At 72.4% G+C, this 15,436-nt stretch carries 8 protein-coding genes; 3 read left to right on the top strand and 5 right to left on the bottom strand.

Annotation, left to right across the window (positions count from 1 at the left end):
* Positions 1-344 precede the first annotated feature (344 nt).
* Positions 345-893: a MarR family transcriptional regulator gene (locus AB0N81_RS37950; RefSeq protein ID WP_365366729.1), complete on the bottom strand. Its 549-nt coding sequence runs from the start codon at positions 891-893 to the stop codon at positions 345-347.
* A 135-nt stretch (positions 894-1,028) separates the two neighbouring features.
* On the opposite strand from AB0N81_RS37950, the gene AB0N81_RS37945 reads away from it, so the two are divergent.
* Entirely contained in the window at positions 1,029-2,315 is a 1,287-nt protein-coding gene (locus tag AB0N81_RS37945) for an MFS transporter (protein ID WP_365366731.1), read from the top strand.
* Between the two features lie 51 nt (positions 2,316-2,366).
* Here the strand turns inward: AB0N81_RS37945 and AB0N81_RS37940 are convergent, their stop codons facing one another.
* Together AB0N81_RS37940 and AB0N81_RS37935 are read right to left on the bottom strand one after the other, a co-directional pair.
* Positions 2,367-4,064 (bottom strand): ATP-binding SpoIIE family protein phosphatase, encoded by a 1,698-nt coding sequence (locus AB0N81_RS37940; RefSeq protein ID WP_365366727.1) that lies wholly within the window; start codon positions 4,062-4,064, stop codon positions 2,367-2,369.
* 165 nt (positions 4,065-4,229) lie between these two features.
* Positions 4,230-5,624, bottom strand: coding sequence for an NAD(P)/FAD-dependent oxidoreductase (locus tag AB0N81_RS37935; protein ID WP_365366725.1), 1,395 nt, complete (start codon positions 5,622-5,624; stop codon positions 4,230-4,232).
* Between the two features lie 372 nt (positions 5,625-5,996).
* On the opposite strand from AB0N81_RS37935, the gene AB0N81_RS37930 reads away from it, so the two are divergent.
* Together AB0N81_RS37930 and AB0N81_RS37925 are read left to right on the top strand one after the other, a co-directional pair.
* Positions 5,997-6,767 carry a helix-turn-helix domain-containing protein gene (locus AB0N81_RS37930; protein ID WP_365366723.1) on the top strand — a complete coding sequence of 257 codons (771 nt, stop codon included), beginning with the start codon at positions 5,997-5,999 and terminating at the stop codon, positions 6,765-6,767.
* 255 nt (positions 6,768-7,022) lie between these two features.
* On the top strand, positions 7,023-9,071 hold the full coding sequence (locus AB0N81_RS37925) for a sigma-70 family RNA polymerase sigma factor (RefSeq protein WP_365366721.1): 2,049 nt from the start codon (positions 7,023-7,025) through the stop codon (positions 9,069-9,071).
* A 46-nt stretch (positions 9,072-9,117) separates the two neighbouring features.
* Here the strand turns inward: AB0N81_RS37925 and AB0N81_RS37920 are convergent, their stop codons facing one another.
* Positions 9,118-12,609, bottom strand: a complete 3,492-nt coding sequence (locus tag AB0N81_RS37920; protein WP_365366719.1) for a BTAD domain-containing putative transcriptional regulator — start codon at positions 12,607-12,609, stop codon at positions 9,118-9,120.
* A gap of 220 nt (positions 12,610-12,829) precedes the next feature.
* Entirely contained in the window at positions 12,830-14,914 is a 2,085-nt protein-coding gene (locus AB0N81_RS37915; RefSeq protein ID WP_365366717.1) for an asparagine synthase-related protein, read from the bottom strand.
* Positions 14,915-15,436: the final 522 nt, after the last annotated feature.

Genomic DNA, 15,436 nt, shown 5'->3' with positions numbered 1-15,436 from the left:
TTTCCCTTTCCGGCGAGTCCGACTCTATCAGATCCTTTCGGGCCTGACCCCCAGTCAGCGGGGTTTGTCTTCGCGGCTGTTGGGCCGTTCCGACGTCTCAAACTCTAGCGGGTTTTCCCGGCGACTCATAATCGAGCCTTGGAATTGAATTCGGGCATGCCGAATGCGTTCCGTTGGGAGGTTGTGCAGAGTTTGGTTTGCCGCTCAGAAGCGGCGGGAGGTGCTGCCGCAGAACCGTTACGGCTCCGTGGCAACCCGAAGAACCTTACGGGTCGGGCAAGTGACTGTCAACCCCACCCTGTGCGCCACCGGAGGACGGTTCAGTCCAGGTCTCAGTCCAGGTCTCAGTCCAGGTCCGTGAGGCGTCCGCCGGCGTCCGGCTGGGCGTGCTCCACACGACGTAGAAGACGAGTGAGCACCTCCCCCAGCGCGCCGCGCTCCTCCTGGGACAGGTCCTGGAGGAGGTCCTCCTCGAAGACCGTGGCCAGACGCATCGCCTCCAGCCACTTCTCGCGGCCCTCGGCGGTCAGCTCCACGATCACGCGGACGCGGTTGGTCTCGTCCCGGTCGCGGGTGACCAGGCCCTCCGCCACCATGCGGTCGATCCGGTGGGTCATCGCCGCGGGGGTCAGTCCGAGCCGCTTGGCCAGTTCGCCGGGGCCCATTTGGTACGGAGCTCCGGAGAGGACGAGGGCCTTGAGGACCTCCCACTCGGCGTTGCTGATGCCCAGGGTCGCCGTCTGGCGTCCGTAGGCCACGTTCATGCGGCGGTTCAGGCGGCCGAGGGCCGAGACGATCTGCTCGACCTGGGGGTCGAGGTCCTGGAACTCGCGCTGGTACGCGGCGATCTGCTCTTCAAGTGTCGGCTCACTCGGTCCGGGGGTGTCACCCATGGGCCGAGTATGGCACGGGGCCGCTTGGCATTGAAGTCCTTCAGTGTGTACAGTTTAGACTCGAACTTTAGCTTCGAAGTCTTCACTTCTAACGACTCAACGACTCACTCAAGGCAGGTGAAAGTGACCAGGGCGATGGGCGCGGCGATGCGTCGTATTCAGGCAGGCAGCGCGCTGAGCGCGTTCGGCATCGGGTTCACGGTTCCGTTCCTCTACGTCTATGTGGCGCAGGTGCGGGAGCTGGGGGCCAGTACGGCGGGCATCGTGCTGGCCGCCTTCGCCATGGCCGCGCTGATCGTCCTGCCCATCACCGGCCGCGTCATCGACCGTCGCGGTCCCCTCCCCGTGCTCGTGGGCGCGGCGGTCGTCGCCTCCGTCGGCGCGGTGGCGCTCGGCGTCGCGAACAGCGAGACGACGGCGATCCTGTCCGCGGCCCTGCTCGGCGCGGGTACGGCCGTCATGCAGCCGGCGCTCGCGACGATGATCGTGTGGTCCTCGACGCCGGCCACGCGTACGCGGTCCTTCGCGATGCAGTTCTTTCTGCAGAACCTGGGCCTCGGCATCGGTGGCCTCATCGGCGGCCAGATCGTCGACGAGAGCCGTCCGAGCAGCTTCACGCTGCTGTTCTCCATCGAGTCCGTGATGTTCCTGGTGCTCGCGGCCATCGCGCTGACCGTGCGGCTGCCGCACGCGCCGTCCATCCAGGACTCGATGCCCAAGGACGCCTCGGCTCCGCGGGGCGGCATGCGTGCGCTCCTGAAGCACAAGGCCATGGTGCAGCTGTGCGTGCTCGGCTTCGTGATCTTCTTCGCCTGCTACGGACAGTTCGAGTCGGGGCTCTCCGCGTACGGCGTGGAGGCGGCGGGGATCGACGCCTCGACGCTGGGCATCGCGCTGGCCGCCAACACGGCCATGATCGTGATCGCGCAGTTCGCGGTCCTGAAGTTCGTCGAGCGGCGCAAGCGGTCCCGGGTGATCGCGTCCGTCGGTCTGATCTGGGCCTTCGCGTGGCTCCTCGCCGGTTACGCCGGGGTCGGGCACGGCAGCCAGGCGATGGCGACCGCCGCGTTCATCTCGACGTACGCGCTCTTCGGTCTCGGTGAGGCGATGCTGTCGCCGACCGTCGCGCCGCTGGTCGCGGACCTGGCGCCGGGCGGCATGGTCGGTCAGTACAACTCGGCCTTCGCCCTGGTGAAGCAGCTGGCCCTCGCGGTCGGCCCGGCCGTGGGCGGCCCGATGGGTGCCGCGCTGCACGTCCCGTACATCGTGACGTTCGTGCTGTTCTCGCTGGGCATCACGGTGCTCGCGGTGCGCCTGGGGCGGCAGCTCACTCCCCTGCAGAACCAGCCTTCGCTGGCCAAGAGCCCGGTGGTGGCGCAGGGCGGCCCTACCGCGGCCGCGCCCGCCACGGCCGACGCATAACGCTCGCTACTCCCGCTACTCCTACTGCTCCCGCTGCTCCCGTCGCTCCCGCTACTTGGGGAGCGCGAACTCGCACCAGACGGCCTTGCCGCCGCCCGGTGTGCGGCGCGAGCCCCAGTTCGACGCGATCGTGGCGACGATGGCGATGCCGCGTCCCGCCTCGTCCGCCGGTTCGGCGTGGCGGCGGCGCGGCAGGTGGTCGTCGCCGTCGGTGACCTCGATGATCAGCCGGCGGTCGGTGCGGCGCAGGCGCAGCCGCATCGGCGGGGTGCCGTGCTGGAGGGAGTTCGCGACGAGTTCGCTGGCGGCGAGGACGCCCAGGTCGTGCAGTTCCGGGGAGAAGCGCCAGCTGGCGAGGACCCCCGTGGCGAAGGCACGCGCGCGTGGTGCCGCTTCCACACCGCCGAGGAGCTCCAGGGCGGCGTTCCTGAACAGTTCGGCGTCCGACCCGGTGCGGGCAGGGTGCTGGAGGACCAGGACGGCGACGTCGTCGTCGTGGTCGGCGGTGACTCCCAGGGCGCGGATCAGACGGTCGCACACCACCTGGGGCGTGCCGGTGGCGCCGGCCAGGGCGCGCTCCAGGGAGGCCACTCCTTCGTCGATGTCCTCGCTGCGCCGCTCGACCAGTCCGTCCGTGTAGAGGACGGCGGTGGAGCCGGGGCTGAGCGGGACGGAGCCCGAGGTGTGCAGCCAGCCGCCGGTGCCGAGCGGGGGGCCTGTGGGCTCCTCCGCGCGGTGGATCACGCCGTTCTCGTCGCGTACGAGAATGGGCAGGTGTCCCGCTGAGGCGTAGACGAGGCTTCCTTCGTTCGGGTCGTGCACTGCGTAGACACACGTCGCGATCTGGCTGGCGTCGATCTCGGCGGCGAGGCCGTCCAGGAGCTGCAGGACCTCGTGCGGGGGCAGGTCCAGGCGGGCGTAGGCGCGCACGGCGGTGCGGAGCTGGCCCATGACGGCCGCCGCGCGGACGCCGCGGCCCATCACGTCGCCGATGACGAGGGCGGTGCGGCCGCCGCCGAGGGTGATCACGTCGTACCAGTCGCCGCCGACCGCGGCCTCGGTGCCTCCCGGCTGGTACGTGGCGGCGATGCGGAGGTCGTCGGGCTGCTCCAACTCCTGCGGCAGGAGGGACTTCTGGAGGGTGACGGCGGTCTCGCGCTGGTCCCGCTCGCTGGTGCGCAGGCGCTCGGCGGCCTCGGCATGGTCGGTGACGTCGGCGGCGAACACCAGGACGCCGCCGCCCTCTTCGGGGCCCGCGGCGGAGCCGCCGAGCGGCAGTGTCACGGGGGTGCACGTGAACGTGTACGACCGGCCGGAGGGTGCCTTGCGGGACTTGACGGTACGCGGCTTGGAGCTGCGCAGGACCTGGTCCAGGAGGGGCAGCAGGCCCAGCTCGCCCAGTTCGGGCAGTGCCACGCGCGCGCTCTCGCCGACGGGCCGGGGGCCAAAGGCGGTCACGTACGCGTCGTTGACGTACGCGATGCGGTGGTCGGTGCCGTGCACGAGGGCGACGAGGGCCGGGATGCGGTCGAGCACCTCGCGGGCGGGCAGCTCTTCGATGCCGTCGGGTCCTGTGATGCAGGTGGCGCCGTCCGGAGGGGCGGTCCCGGCCCCGTCGGTGGGCCGCTCGGCGCGGGCCGCGGGAACGGAGCCGTCCCCGCGCGGCGCCTGCGCGTCCGCCTGTTCGGTCCGCGCTGCTGCGCGGCGCTGCGTTCCGGGGAGCCGGGCGCTCCAGCGCGTGAAGTTCACTGCGGTAGGCCTCGTGGTGTCGCTTCTGGATCGGGAACACAGCATGTCGAGAGCGGACGTCCCTGGTGTCGGCCTGACGGCCTGCCCATGGTCACACGAACAGTCTGACCGAACGGACTGACATCCGTCAGACGCCGGTCCTGTGCGGGGAGTTCCTGACTCCGGTCAGGAGGACCCCTTCGGGCGCTCCCCACCGGCTGCGAGTTCGAACTCCGCACGGGGGTGTTCGAGCGACCCCAGGGAGACGATCTCGCGTTTGAACAGGCCGGACAGGGTCCATTCGGCGAGCACTCGGGACTTGCGGTTGACGGTCGGCACTCTGCTCAGGTGGTAGACGCGGTGCATGAACCAGGCAGGGTAGCCCTTCAGCTTGCGTCCGTAGACGTGCGCGACACCTTTGTGCAGTCCCAGGGAGGCGACGGAGCCCACGTATTTGTGCGTGTACTCCTGGAGGGGCTGTTCGCGGAGGGTGGCGACGATGTTGTCGCCGAGGACCTTGGCCTGGCGCACGGCGTGCTGGGCGTTGGGCGCGCACTCCGTGCCGGCTTCGTCCGCCGTGACGTCGGGGACCGCGGCGGCGTCTCCCGCGCCCCACGCGTGCGTGGTGCCTTCGACGGTCAGCCGTGCGGTGCACTTGAGGCGGCCGCGTTCGTTCAGCGGCAGGTCCGACGCGGAGAGCACGGGGTGGGGTTTGACGCCCGCGGTCCAGACGACGGTGCGGGTGGGGTGGCGGGCGCCGTCGCTGAGGACGGCCACCCGGTCCTCGCAGGAGTCAAGACGCGTGTCCAGGCGTACGTCGATATTGCGCCTTCGCAGCTCACGCACCGTGTACTTGCCCATTTCCTCGCCGACTTCGGGCAGGATCCGGCCCGTCGCCTCGACGAGGATCCACTTCATGTCCTCGGGCTTGATGTTGTGGTAGTAGCGGGTGGCGTAGCGCGCCATGTCCTCCAGCTCGCCGAGCGCCTCGACGCCCGCGTAACCGCCTCCTACGAAGACGAAGGTCAGGGCGGCGTCGCGGATCGAGGGGTCGCGGGTGGAGGAGGCGATGTCCATCTGCTCGATGACGTGGTTGCGCAGGCCGATGGCCTCTTCGACGGTCTTGAAGCCGATGGCGTACTCGGCGAGGCCGGGCACGGGCAGGGTGCGTGCGATGGAGCCGGGGGCCATGACGAGTTCGTCGTACGCGATGGCGACCGCCCCGGTGCCCTCCTCCTCGGTGGCGAGGGTGCTGAAGGTCGCGGTCCGCTTCGCGTGGTCGACGGACTCGACCTCGCCGATGACGATGCGGCACTTGTCGAGGACACGGCGGAGCGGCACGACGACGTGGCGCGGCGAAATGGAGCCGGCCGCGGCCTCGGGCAGGAACGGCTGATAGGTCATGTATGGGTCGGGCGTGATCACGACGATCTCGACCTCGCCCCGCTTGAGCTCGCGTTTCAGCTTTCGCTGGAGTCTCAGCGCGGTGTACATGCCGACGTAGCCGCCGCCGACGACGAGAATGCGCGCACAGTCCGGAGGTACGGGGGCCGTGCCCCGGGAGATCGGATCCTTCACCATCCCATGACGCACCCGGCATCGGAGTTTGTCCACAGGCCCGGCAATTTGTGTGACCGGGCGCGGTGTGCGGAAAAGGCCCGGGAGCCTGTCGTCGGGCGGGCCAGGTGTGCAGGTCAGCGCGGGCGAAGGGGGTACGGAAGCGAGGTGTGACAAGGCCTGAAAGGGCGCGTACTCCGATCGGGGGGCGCTCTGTGCGGAACCCGCCTCTTCTGAATTGACCCCCGCTCAACTATGTTCGTGGGACGTCGGGGTGTCGGGGGATGCGCTCGTCGGGCCGGATTTTCGGCCCGCGGAAGGGCTCGCTCCTCACACGTCGGTAGCCAATGGCGGGGAGTGTCTCCGGGGGGAGACGTCATTACCGGGGGAACGTGTATGCACATTCAGGAGACTCACTGGACTTCCGCTGCTGTGTCGGCATCAGCCGTCGGCCCGAGCGGGAACGGACGCGACATGGGGGAAGGAGCGCGCACGACACCGCTTCGTGTCGACGCACAGCGCAATCTCGAACATGTGCTCAGGGCGGCACGCGAAGTCTTCGGCGAGCTGGGGTACGGCGCGCCGATGGAAGACGTCGCACGCCGCGCGCGGGTCGGTGTCGGCACTGTCTACCGACGCTTCCCGAGCAAGGACGTGCTGGTCAGGCGGATAGCCGAGGAGGAGACCTCCCGGCTGACGGACCAGGCGCGTGCGGCGCTCGGGCAGGAGGACGAGCCGTGGTCGGCGCTCTCGCGCTTCCTGCGGACGTCCGTGGCGTCGGGCGCGGGGCGGCTGTTGCCGCCGCAGGTGCTGCGGGTGAGCGTCGAGGACGGCGCTCCCATGGAGGAGGAGGCGCGGGTGCCGCAGCAGCGGCAGTCGGTCCCCGACTCTCCCGAGCTGCGTCTGGTCGAACAGCGCCAGGCACCCGTCGAGGAGTCGACCTCCCTGGGTGACGACAGCGGGGCGGCGACTCTGCTCGACGTCGTCGGCCGCCTCGTGGACCGTGCCCGTGCTGCGGGCGAGCTGCGGGCGGACGTGACGGTGGCGGACGTTCTGCTGGTGATAGCGACGGCGGCGCCTTCGCTGCCGGACGCGGCGCAGCAGGCGGCGGCCTCTTCGCGGCTCCTCGACATCCTGCTCGAAGGTCTGCGGTCGCGGCCCTCGTAACCGGTCGGGCCGGCTTCTCGCGCCTCTGGTGCGGTCCCGGGGCTTCATGGGTCCCGGGACTTCATCCGGCGGAAGGTTCAACCTCGCGTCAGGCAGCGGCGGTTGAACCTTCCCCGAATGGGTGAACGGTAGTGCTCCATTGCGGGAAGTCGCCTCGGACGAGTGGTTGAACGTCTGCGCCGTCTGCCACGGCGCGCCTGTGTGTCACTCTTTCCCGGTGGTCGGGTCTGAGGGAGCAACCGGGGGCGTTCCGCGATGAGTGTTGACGGTCCGGACGAGTCGTCCGCCGGGTTCGGCGAGGGGACTCCCTCGGGCAGCGGCGACACGGAGACCGGTGGACTGTCCTCCCGGCAGATGCCGTCCCAGGGCGGACCCGGAGGCGGCGCGTCGGGTCCGGCAGGCACAGCCGATCCGAGTGTGCCCCCGCAGCGTGCGGGTGACTGGGGCGCGTCGGCGCCCGCGAGCGACGGCACCACGCCCGGTGACCTGTCCGACGACCTGTTCGACGGCATGTCCGACGCCCTCTCCGACGGCTTCTCCGAAGCCTTCTCCGACCCCGTGTCCGACGCCGACCTGATCGCCGGCATGCGCTCCGGCGACGACTCCGCGTACGAAGAGCTGTACCGCCGCCACGCCGAGGCCGTCCGCCGCTACGCGCGCACCTGCTGCCGCGACGCCCACACCGCCGACGACCTCACCGCCGAGGTGTTCGCCCGTATGTTGCAGGCCGCGCGCCGGGGCAGCGGGCCCGAGCACGCGGTGCGGGCCTATCTGCTCACCACCGTGCGCCGGGTCGCCGCCGGGTGGACGCAGTCGGCGAAGCGGGAGCAGCTCGTCGAGGACTTCGCGGTGTTCGCCGCGCAGGCGGCACGCGGCACCGAGGTCTCCGAAGACATCGCGTCCACCGGCTCCTTCGGAGCGGGGCTGGATCTGGGCGCCGACGTCCTGGCGATGCACGAGGCCGAGCAGTCGATGGCCATGCAGGCGTTCCGGAGCCTGCCGGAGCGCTGGCAGGCCGTGCTGTGGCACACGGAGGTCGAGGACGAGTCCCCGAGCGAGGTGGCCACGCTCTTCGGCCTCGACGCGAACGGCACGCGCGTGCTCGCCAGCCGCGCCCGCGAGGGCCTCAAGCAGGCTTACCTCCAGGCGCACGTGAGCACCACGCTCACCGAGAGCGAGGAGTGCGCCCGCTACGCCGACCGGCTCGGCGCCTACGCCCGCGGCGGCCTGCGCACCCGTGCCGAGCGGGGTCTGCGCAAGCACCTGGAGGAGTGCGCCAAGTGCCGTCTCGCCGCGGGCCAGATCAAGGACGTCGCCAGCGGCATCCCCGCGGTCGTGCCCATCGCCGTCATCGGCTGGTTCGGTGCGGCCGGGTACGCGAAGGTGGCGGCGCTCGTCGGTGGCGGCACCGCGGGAGCGGGCGCCGCGGGGGCCGCCGGCGCGGCCGCGGCGAGCGGGTCGGCCGGTGGATCGAGCGCGGGCGGAGCCGCCGCGGCCGAAGGGCTCGGCGCCCCCGCGAAGGCGGGCATCGCGGCGGGCGTCGTCGTGGCGGCCGCTGTCGCCGCGGCGATCGCCCTCACCGGCGGGAGCGGCAAGCCCAAGGAGGACGCGCCGCCGAAGGCCAAGGAGCCCGCGGTGTCCGAGTCGATCGTGCCGCAGAAACCACCGCCCGCGAAGCCGAAGCCCGCGCCGACCCCGCCACCGCCCGCGCCGAAGCCCACCCCGAAACCCACGCCCACCCCCACTCCGGAGCCGAAGCCTCCCGCGAAGGAGAAGCCCGCGCCGAAGCCGCCCGCGAAGCCGAGGCCCACCCCGAAACCGCCGAAGCCGACCCCGAAACCCCCACCCCCGCCCCCGCCGCCCCCGGCCCCCCGGGTCTACCAGTGGAGCGAGCTGACGTACGGCCTCACCGGGGACGGCACCAAGCCCGAGATGCGGCTCACCGAGAGCAGCTGGGTGTGGCAGCGCCGGGGTCTGTCGGTCGCCGACAGGCGGTACTCCCACGGTGTGACCGTGCACGGCAGGTCCTCCGTCACCATCGACCTGAACCGCAGCTGCTCGACGTACGACGCGGTCGTCGGTGTCGACGACATGACGATGGGGCTCGGCAAGGTGCGCTTCTCCGTGTACGGGGACGGGGCGCGGCTGTGGCGGTCGCCGCTGGTCAGGGGCGGCGACCCGGCGGTGCCCGTGCATGTGGACCTGACCGGCCGCAAGACGGTCCGGCTCGTCGTCGAACCGCACACTCCGTTCGACACGACGGCGCTCGCGGACTGGGCGCAGTCACGGATGTTCTGCACCTAGGGCCGGACTGGTCAGGTCAGGTCCGGCCTGGTCTGGTCTGTCCTGGTCAGGCCTGGAGCGGGGGCGCCGCCTCCGTCACCTCGGTGATCACCTCGCCGATCGTCAGCACGCTGCCCGCGGCACGCTCCCGCTCGTATCCGTCCGGGCCGAGCCCGGCCGCTGCCGCGCGCTCCGCGCGATCCGCCTCCGCGGCCTCCGGCATGGGGCGCGGGTGGCCGTCGCGCAGGCAGGTGGCGACGGCGAGCACCCTGGCCGCGCGCGCATGGTCGCCGAGGTCGCTCAGGAGCACGGCGGCGATGTCCACCAGGGACGCCACGATCATCTCCGAGCACCGGGCGGTCCAGGCCGCGCGCACCGCGTCGGCGACCAGGAGCAGGCCCGCGGCCGGTCCCTTCTCGGCCGCGACGATGCGCGCCTCGATCCCGTCGAGGGCCGCGTCGAACTGCGGGGGCGGCCCGTTGCCGTACGAGGACTCGCCGCGTGCCTCCTCCCACAGCCTGCGGGCCTCGACGAGGTCCCCGTCGTCCAGCGCCATGAGCGCGCGCAGCAGCCGTACGAAGGCACGCGAGTCCGTCACTCCGTACCGCTCGGCCTCCCGGGTCGCCTCGTCGAGCACCTTCCACGCGACGTTGCGGTCGCCCTCGCGGTAGGCGATCTCGGCGAGGCGGGCGAGCAGGAAAGGCGCCTCGGCGTAGGCACCCACCTCGTAGGCGAGGCGCAGCGCTTCCTCGTACTCGGTGCGGGCCTCGTCGTGATGGCTGCGGGCCATGGCGGCCTCGCCCGCGGCGCTGCACACCTGGGCGCGCATCCAGCGGTCGCCCACGCGACGGCTCAGCTCCCTCAGTTCCGCCAGGTCCTCGTCGACGCCCGAGAGGTTGCCCGGCATGTCCACGGCCATGTGCGTGCGGAACATGAGGATGACGCCGAGGTCCCAGTCGCTGCCGTATCTGCGGCAGTTCTCGATCGTCCGGTTCAGCGGAACGAGCGCGTCCTCGTGGGTACCGCCGGTGAAGAAGACGGTGAACGGCCAGAGCAGCCCGGGGAAGCGGGCGGCCTCGGGCACCGGCCGGGCGAAGGCGGCCTGCAGCTCCTCGACGTGCTCCGGGTCGGCCCGCTCGCTGTGGGGGTCCGCCGATTCCGTGGGCCGGGACTCCGCGACCAGGCACACGTGCAGCAGTCGGAGGTTCATCCACGGCCAGTACAGCGGGTCGTCCTCGCCGGGCAGGCCGGGCGGTGCGAGCTCCAGGACGCGGGCCATCCAGTCGGCGCCCTCCCTGCGGTAGTTGCGCAGCCACCAGAACCAGCCGGTGTGCAGCACCATCGCGATCGCCGACGCCGCGTCGCCGGTCTCGACGGTGCGCTGGAGGGCCGCCCTGATGTTGTCGAGTTCGGTCTCCATGCGGGTGATCCACGGCAGTTGCTCCGCGGAACGGAGCAGGGGTTCGGCGCGGGCGACGAGCTCCGCGAAGTACGCCGAGTGGCGGGTCTCGGCCGCGGTGAGCAGGGCGGGGGTCTCGGCGGCGCGCTCGGCCGCGTACTCGTGGATGGTCTCCAGGAGGCGGTAGCGCATGCCGCCGTCCCCGGAGCCCGCGTCCGGCACGGCCACGACGAGGGACTTGTCGACCAGGGCGCCGATCAGGTCGGTGGCGGGCGCGGTGCAGACGGCCTCCGCGGCCGGAAGGTCCCAGCTGCCCGCGAAGACGGACGTCTCGCGCAGCACGGTCCGCTCGGCGTCGTCAAGGAGGTCCCATGACCAGTCGACGACGGCGCGCAGCGTCTGCTGGCGGGGCAGGACGGTGCGGGCGCCGCTGGTGAGGAGGCGGAAGCGGTCGTCGAGGCGGTCGGCGATCTGGCGCGGGGTGAGCAGCCGCAGCCGGGCGGCGGCCAGTTCGATGGCGAGCGGCAGTCCGTCGAGACGGCGGCAGATCTCGGCGACGGCCTCCGCGTCCTCCTCGGGGGCGAAGCCGGGCCGCACCGCCATGGCCCGCTCGGTGAACAGCCGGTGTGCGGGATCGGGCGGGAGCGGCTCCACGGGGCGCACCGACTCGCCCGGTACGCCCAGGGGTTCGCGGCTGGTGGCGAGGATGGTGAGGCCCGGACAGTGGGTGAGGAGGGCCTCGGCGAGCTCGGCGGCGGCGCCGATGACGTGTTCGCAGTTGTCGAGGAGCAGGAGCAGGCTGCGCGGGGCGCAGTACTCGACGAGCAGGGCGAGGGGGTCGTCCTGCGGGGCGGACAGCTCGCTGGTCATCAGCACGGTCTCGCGCAGACCGAGCGCGCTGACGACAGCGCCGGGCACCGCCTCCGGGTGGTCGAGCGGGGCGAGCTCGGCCAGCCATGCCTGCGGATGCCCGGCGGCGGCTTCCTCGGCGAGGCGGGTCTTGCCGGAGCCGCCCGGTCCGGTGAGGGTGACGAGGCGGGCCCTGTGCAAGTCCGAACGGATGGCGGCGAGTTCGGGTTCCCGGCCGACGAAGGACGTCAAGCGGGTGCGGATGTTCCCGTTCTCCTCGGCTCTGCCCGACCGTTGGGGCGGCTCAGCTCCCTGCGGCGACGGCTGGGCTGCCTGGGCCGGGTGCGAGGACTGTGGCGGGTGCGAGGGCCGTGACGGGTGCGGCGGCTGTGGCGCGTGCTGTGGCTGTGGCGTGTGCTGCGATTGTGGCGAGTACTGCGACTGCAACGGCTGCCGCGACTGCAACGGCTGCTGCGGTTGTGGCGAGTGTGGCGACTGCAACGGCTGCTGCGGCTGCAACGGCTGCAACGGTTGCCGCGACTGCAAGGGCTTCGGCCGCTGCGGCGACCCGGGCCCCACCGGTTCCGGCTTCTCCCGCCCGCGCAGCAACTCCGCGTGCAGCGCCCGCAGTTCCGGGCCCGGGTCGGTGCCGAGTCCGTCGGCGAGGGCCCGGCGCGCGGCCTCGTAGGCGGCGAGCGCGTCTGCCCCGCGTCCGGCGTCGCGCAGGGCACGGATGAGGAGGGCGTGCAGCGGCTCGTCGTACGGCTGGGCGGTGGTCAGTTCCCGCAACTCCGGTACGACGTCGGGGGCGCGGCCTTGGAGCAGGTCCGCCTCGATCCGCACGCGAAGGGCCTCGGCGCGCAGGGCCTCGGGGCGGGCCGCGGCGGTGCGGTCGGGCAGGTCGGCGAGGGCGGGGCCGTGCCACAGGGCGAGCGCGTCGCGCAGGGTGCGCGCGGCGAGGGCCGGGTCGCCGCGGTCCAGAGCCGCCCTGCCCTCGCGCGCGAGGGACTCGAAACGGTGCAGGTCGACGCCGTCGGGGGCGACGGCGAGACGGTAGCCGCCGGGGGCCGACGCGACGGCGTCCTTGCCGAGGGCTCGGCGCAGCCGGCCGACGAGGGCCTGGAGGGCGGCAGGGGCGTCGGCCGGCGGCTCGTCGGCCCAGACCTCGTCGATGAGGGTGCCGACGGTCGCCGTGCGGTTCGGGTGGAGCGCGAGCGCGGCGAGGAGGGCGCGCAGCCGCTGGCCCCCTACGGGCAGGGGAGCGCCTTGGTCGTCGTACGCCTCGGTGGCGCCCAGGATTCGGTACCGCACCTCGTCATTCTCCCCGTACGGGTGCTCCGGAGCGCGTGCTTTCTTTCCGGGTGCGCGTTGCCAGGGGCGCGGGGCTTCTCCTCGGGCGTACGGCGCGGGCTCCGGGCAGGGCACCGAAGGTCCCGGAGAACGGCACCGACGTTCCTGGAGAACGCCACCGACGTTCCCGGAGAACGCCACCGGGATTCCCGGAGAACGCTCCGGGATACCGCTGCCGCCGCTACCGGCCCGCCCCTAGTGCGCCTCTCTCCGGAACCACACTCCCCGTAGGAACCGCCCGCTGCCGTGCTGGAGTCCCCGTCCAGCACGTTCCTCTTCGCGACAGCAGCCGGCGCAGCCACAGCTCGGTGGAGACCAGATCGGCCAGGCCGTCCAGCGGGAGCGGTTCTCCTTCGGCGGCCGAGCGCAGGGCCTTGCGGACGACGCGGGCCTCGACCAGGCCCGCGTCGGCGAGGAGCGGGGTGTCGAAGAGGGCGATCAGGTTGTCCACCGCCACGCGGAGCCCGGTGCGGGCGGCGGCCGCGTTCGAGGCGTGGGACGGGGCGCCCCAGCCGGGCGGCAGGTCGGCGACGCCGGCGCCCTCCAGGACGGTGCGCAGGATCGCGGCCCGCGCGCCGGGCTGGACGCGCAGGGCCTCGGGGAGCGCCCGGCAGGCGCGGACGACCTGGTTGTCGAGGAAGGGCGCGTGCAGGCGCTGGAAGCGCACCTCGGCCGCCTGTTCCAGGACGCGCAGGTCCGCGGCGTGCCGGGCGAGTGCCGCCCGCGCGCGGAACTCGCCGGGGCGCTGGCCCGGGCCGCCGGCACGCGTGGTGGTGTCCTGGAGGCGAACCGATACTTCAGCGAGGGCCTCGCCGGTCAGCCAGCGTGCGGCCGGGCCCGGCCTGGCCCAGGCGAGGGCGGCGAGCGAGGCCCCCACGGCTCCGCCCGGCTCGTCGAAGCGGCGGTGCAGCAGCCGGTCGGCGAGCGATTCGACGCCCGCCCGGTGCGGCATGCGGGCGAGCTTGCGGGCCGCGCCGTACACGCGCGCGGGCACAAGCACCGAACCGTCGGCCTTGGCCAGCGCCGCCACGGGGCGCACCATGTGGCGGCGTCTGCGGTCCATGAGGAGGTCGGCGAGGCGGGCCGGGTGGGCGTCGAGGACCTGCCGGGCTCCGTAGCCGGTGAAGTGGTCGGCACTGCCCGATGAGAGCCGGGCGCGGTGGCGCTGTGCGGTCACCAGGGTGGAGCTCGGCTCGTCCGTCAGGGGCCCGTCGAGGTCGGCGTAGGGCAGGGCGTCCTCGCCCGCGGCGACGACGACGTGGTGCAGGCGGGGGTTGGCGGCGATGGCGCCGGCCCGTTCCAGTTCGGCCTCGCGGCCGTTGACGGCCAGGTCGTTGAAGGTGACGGCGAGGAGGCGTTCGCCCGCACCCGTGCCGTGTCCGAGGACGGTGCCGGGCATGCCGGGCAGACCGGCCGCAAGGAGAGCGAGGGTTCCCGAAGCGGGTCCTCCGGAGAGGTCGGCTCCGATGCCGGGCACCGGCATGCCGCGGGCCGCGCGCCGTTCGGCGGGCCCCATGCCGGGCACCGGTCCGGGGTCGACGTCCATGCCGGGCACGTGGCGTGGGGCGGTGAGGCGGGCGCGTACGGCCTCGACGAGCGCCTCGCGGACGCCGTCCACGGCGCTGTCGGCGTCGGCGGCGGGCGCCGCGACGGCCAGCGATGCCACCGGTTCGTACCCGGCGATCTCCCGTGCGCCCGCGCGCAGGATCAGTGCGTGCCCCGGTGGTACGCGCCGCACGCCCTGGTACGGAGTCGAGTCGTGCAGTGCCTCGGGGACGTCGGGGGCGGCGAGCAGTGCCGCGAGGTGGCCGATGTCCAGGTGGGCCTCGATGAGGTCGGCCAGCGGCAGTGCGGCCGTCGCGTAGGCCGTGCCGCCGGACCAGGGGGTGTGGAAGACGGGCCGGGCGCCCGCGAGGTCTCCGGCGATCATGATGCGGCGGCCGACCTGGACGACCGCCGTGTAACTGCCGGACCACGCGGTCAGATGGCGCAGGGCGCCACCGCGGGCGGCGAGGAGGCCGACCCTCAGCTGCTCGTCGGAGGCTCCGCAGATGCCGAGGACCGCGATGCGGGTCCGCTCGTCGGCCGTCACTGTCCGTACTTCGTCGGCCCGCCAGTCGCCCACCGCCCAGAGCGGATCAGGGTCGCCCCACAGGAGTTGGGACCCCACGGGGTGCACGGTCTCGCCGTCGTCACCGGTGGCTCCGGCCGAGCCCACCACCGAGGGTCTCGCGGTGGTACTGCTCCAACCCACCAACCACCGCATCGCTGCCTCCACAGGCTGTGGACAGAACCGAGGTCCCATGCTGCCACGAAGGAGGCGTGCGGGAAGGGCTACGGGGCCGCTTGCGCGGCGGTGAATACGCCCTGGGTGAGCGGTGGTTGAAGAGCGAAACGAAGGCCCTCTCCTTGAGGATGCCTGGAGGATGCCTCGCGAGCGCCCTGTGCGCGTGGCGTACGCGGTCGTCACGGGTGCGGGCGCACTCCACACTCTTGGGCGGAATATCCCTTCCTGTACATGGACGCTTTTCGGCCAAATCGGCCTGTGATGGGCCCAGAACGGAACCGTTCGAAGGCAACACACAGCCCGGGAGGCGGTGTTCGCCTCCCGGACCGGTCCGCCGCCCGCGGGGATGGAGGCGGCGGTGTCCCCCAGCCCACTGACTCCAGCGCAGCGGGCCGACCCACGCATCGCCAATGGAAGCGCTCCCCTCATGGCCGGAGAAGAGCGCACACACAGGCGCACGGCCACACGGCGGGAGCACGCACCGCCGTCCGCGCACTTCCG

The sequence above is a fragment of the Streptomyces sp. NPDC093510 genome (assembly GCF_040683555.1).
Classification (GTDB): Bacteria; Actinomycetota; Actinomycetes; order Streptomycetales; family Streptomycetaceae; genus Streptomyces.
Note: the sequence above shows the minus strand (reverse complement) of the source record. Positions and strands in the feature narration are given on the sequence as shown.

Excerpts from the sequence above, each read along its gene's own strand:
- AB0N81_RS37915 (WP_365366717.1), bottom strand. The coding sequence starts at position 14,914 with ATGCGGTGGTTGGTGGGTTGGAGCAGTACCACCGCGAGACCCTCGGTG.
- AB0N81_RS37925 (WP_365366721.1), top strand. The coding sequence starts at position 7,023 with ATGAGTGTTGACGGTCCGGACGAGTCGTCCGCCGGGTTCGGCGAGGGG.
- AB0N81_RS37950 (WP_365366729.1), bottom strand. The coding sequence starts at position 893 with ATGGGTGACACCCCCGGACCGAGTGAGCCGACACTTGAAGAGCAGATC.
- AB0N81_RS37945 (WP_365366731.1), top strand. The coding sequence starts at position 1,029 with ATGGGCGCGGCGATGCGTCGTATTCAGGCAGGCAGCGCGCTGAGCGCG.
- AB0N81_RS37935 (WP_365366725.1), bottom strand. The coding sequence starts at position 5,624 with ATGGTGAAGGATCCGATCTCCCGGGGCACGGCCCCCGTACCTCCGGAC.
- AB0N81_RS37930 (WP_365366723.1), top strand. The coding sequence starts at position 5,997 with ATGCACATTCAGGAGACTCACTGGACTTCCGCTGCTGTGTCGGCATCA.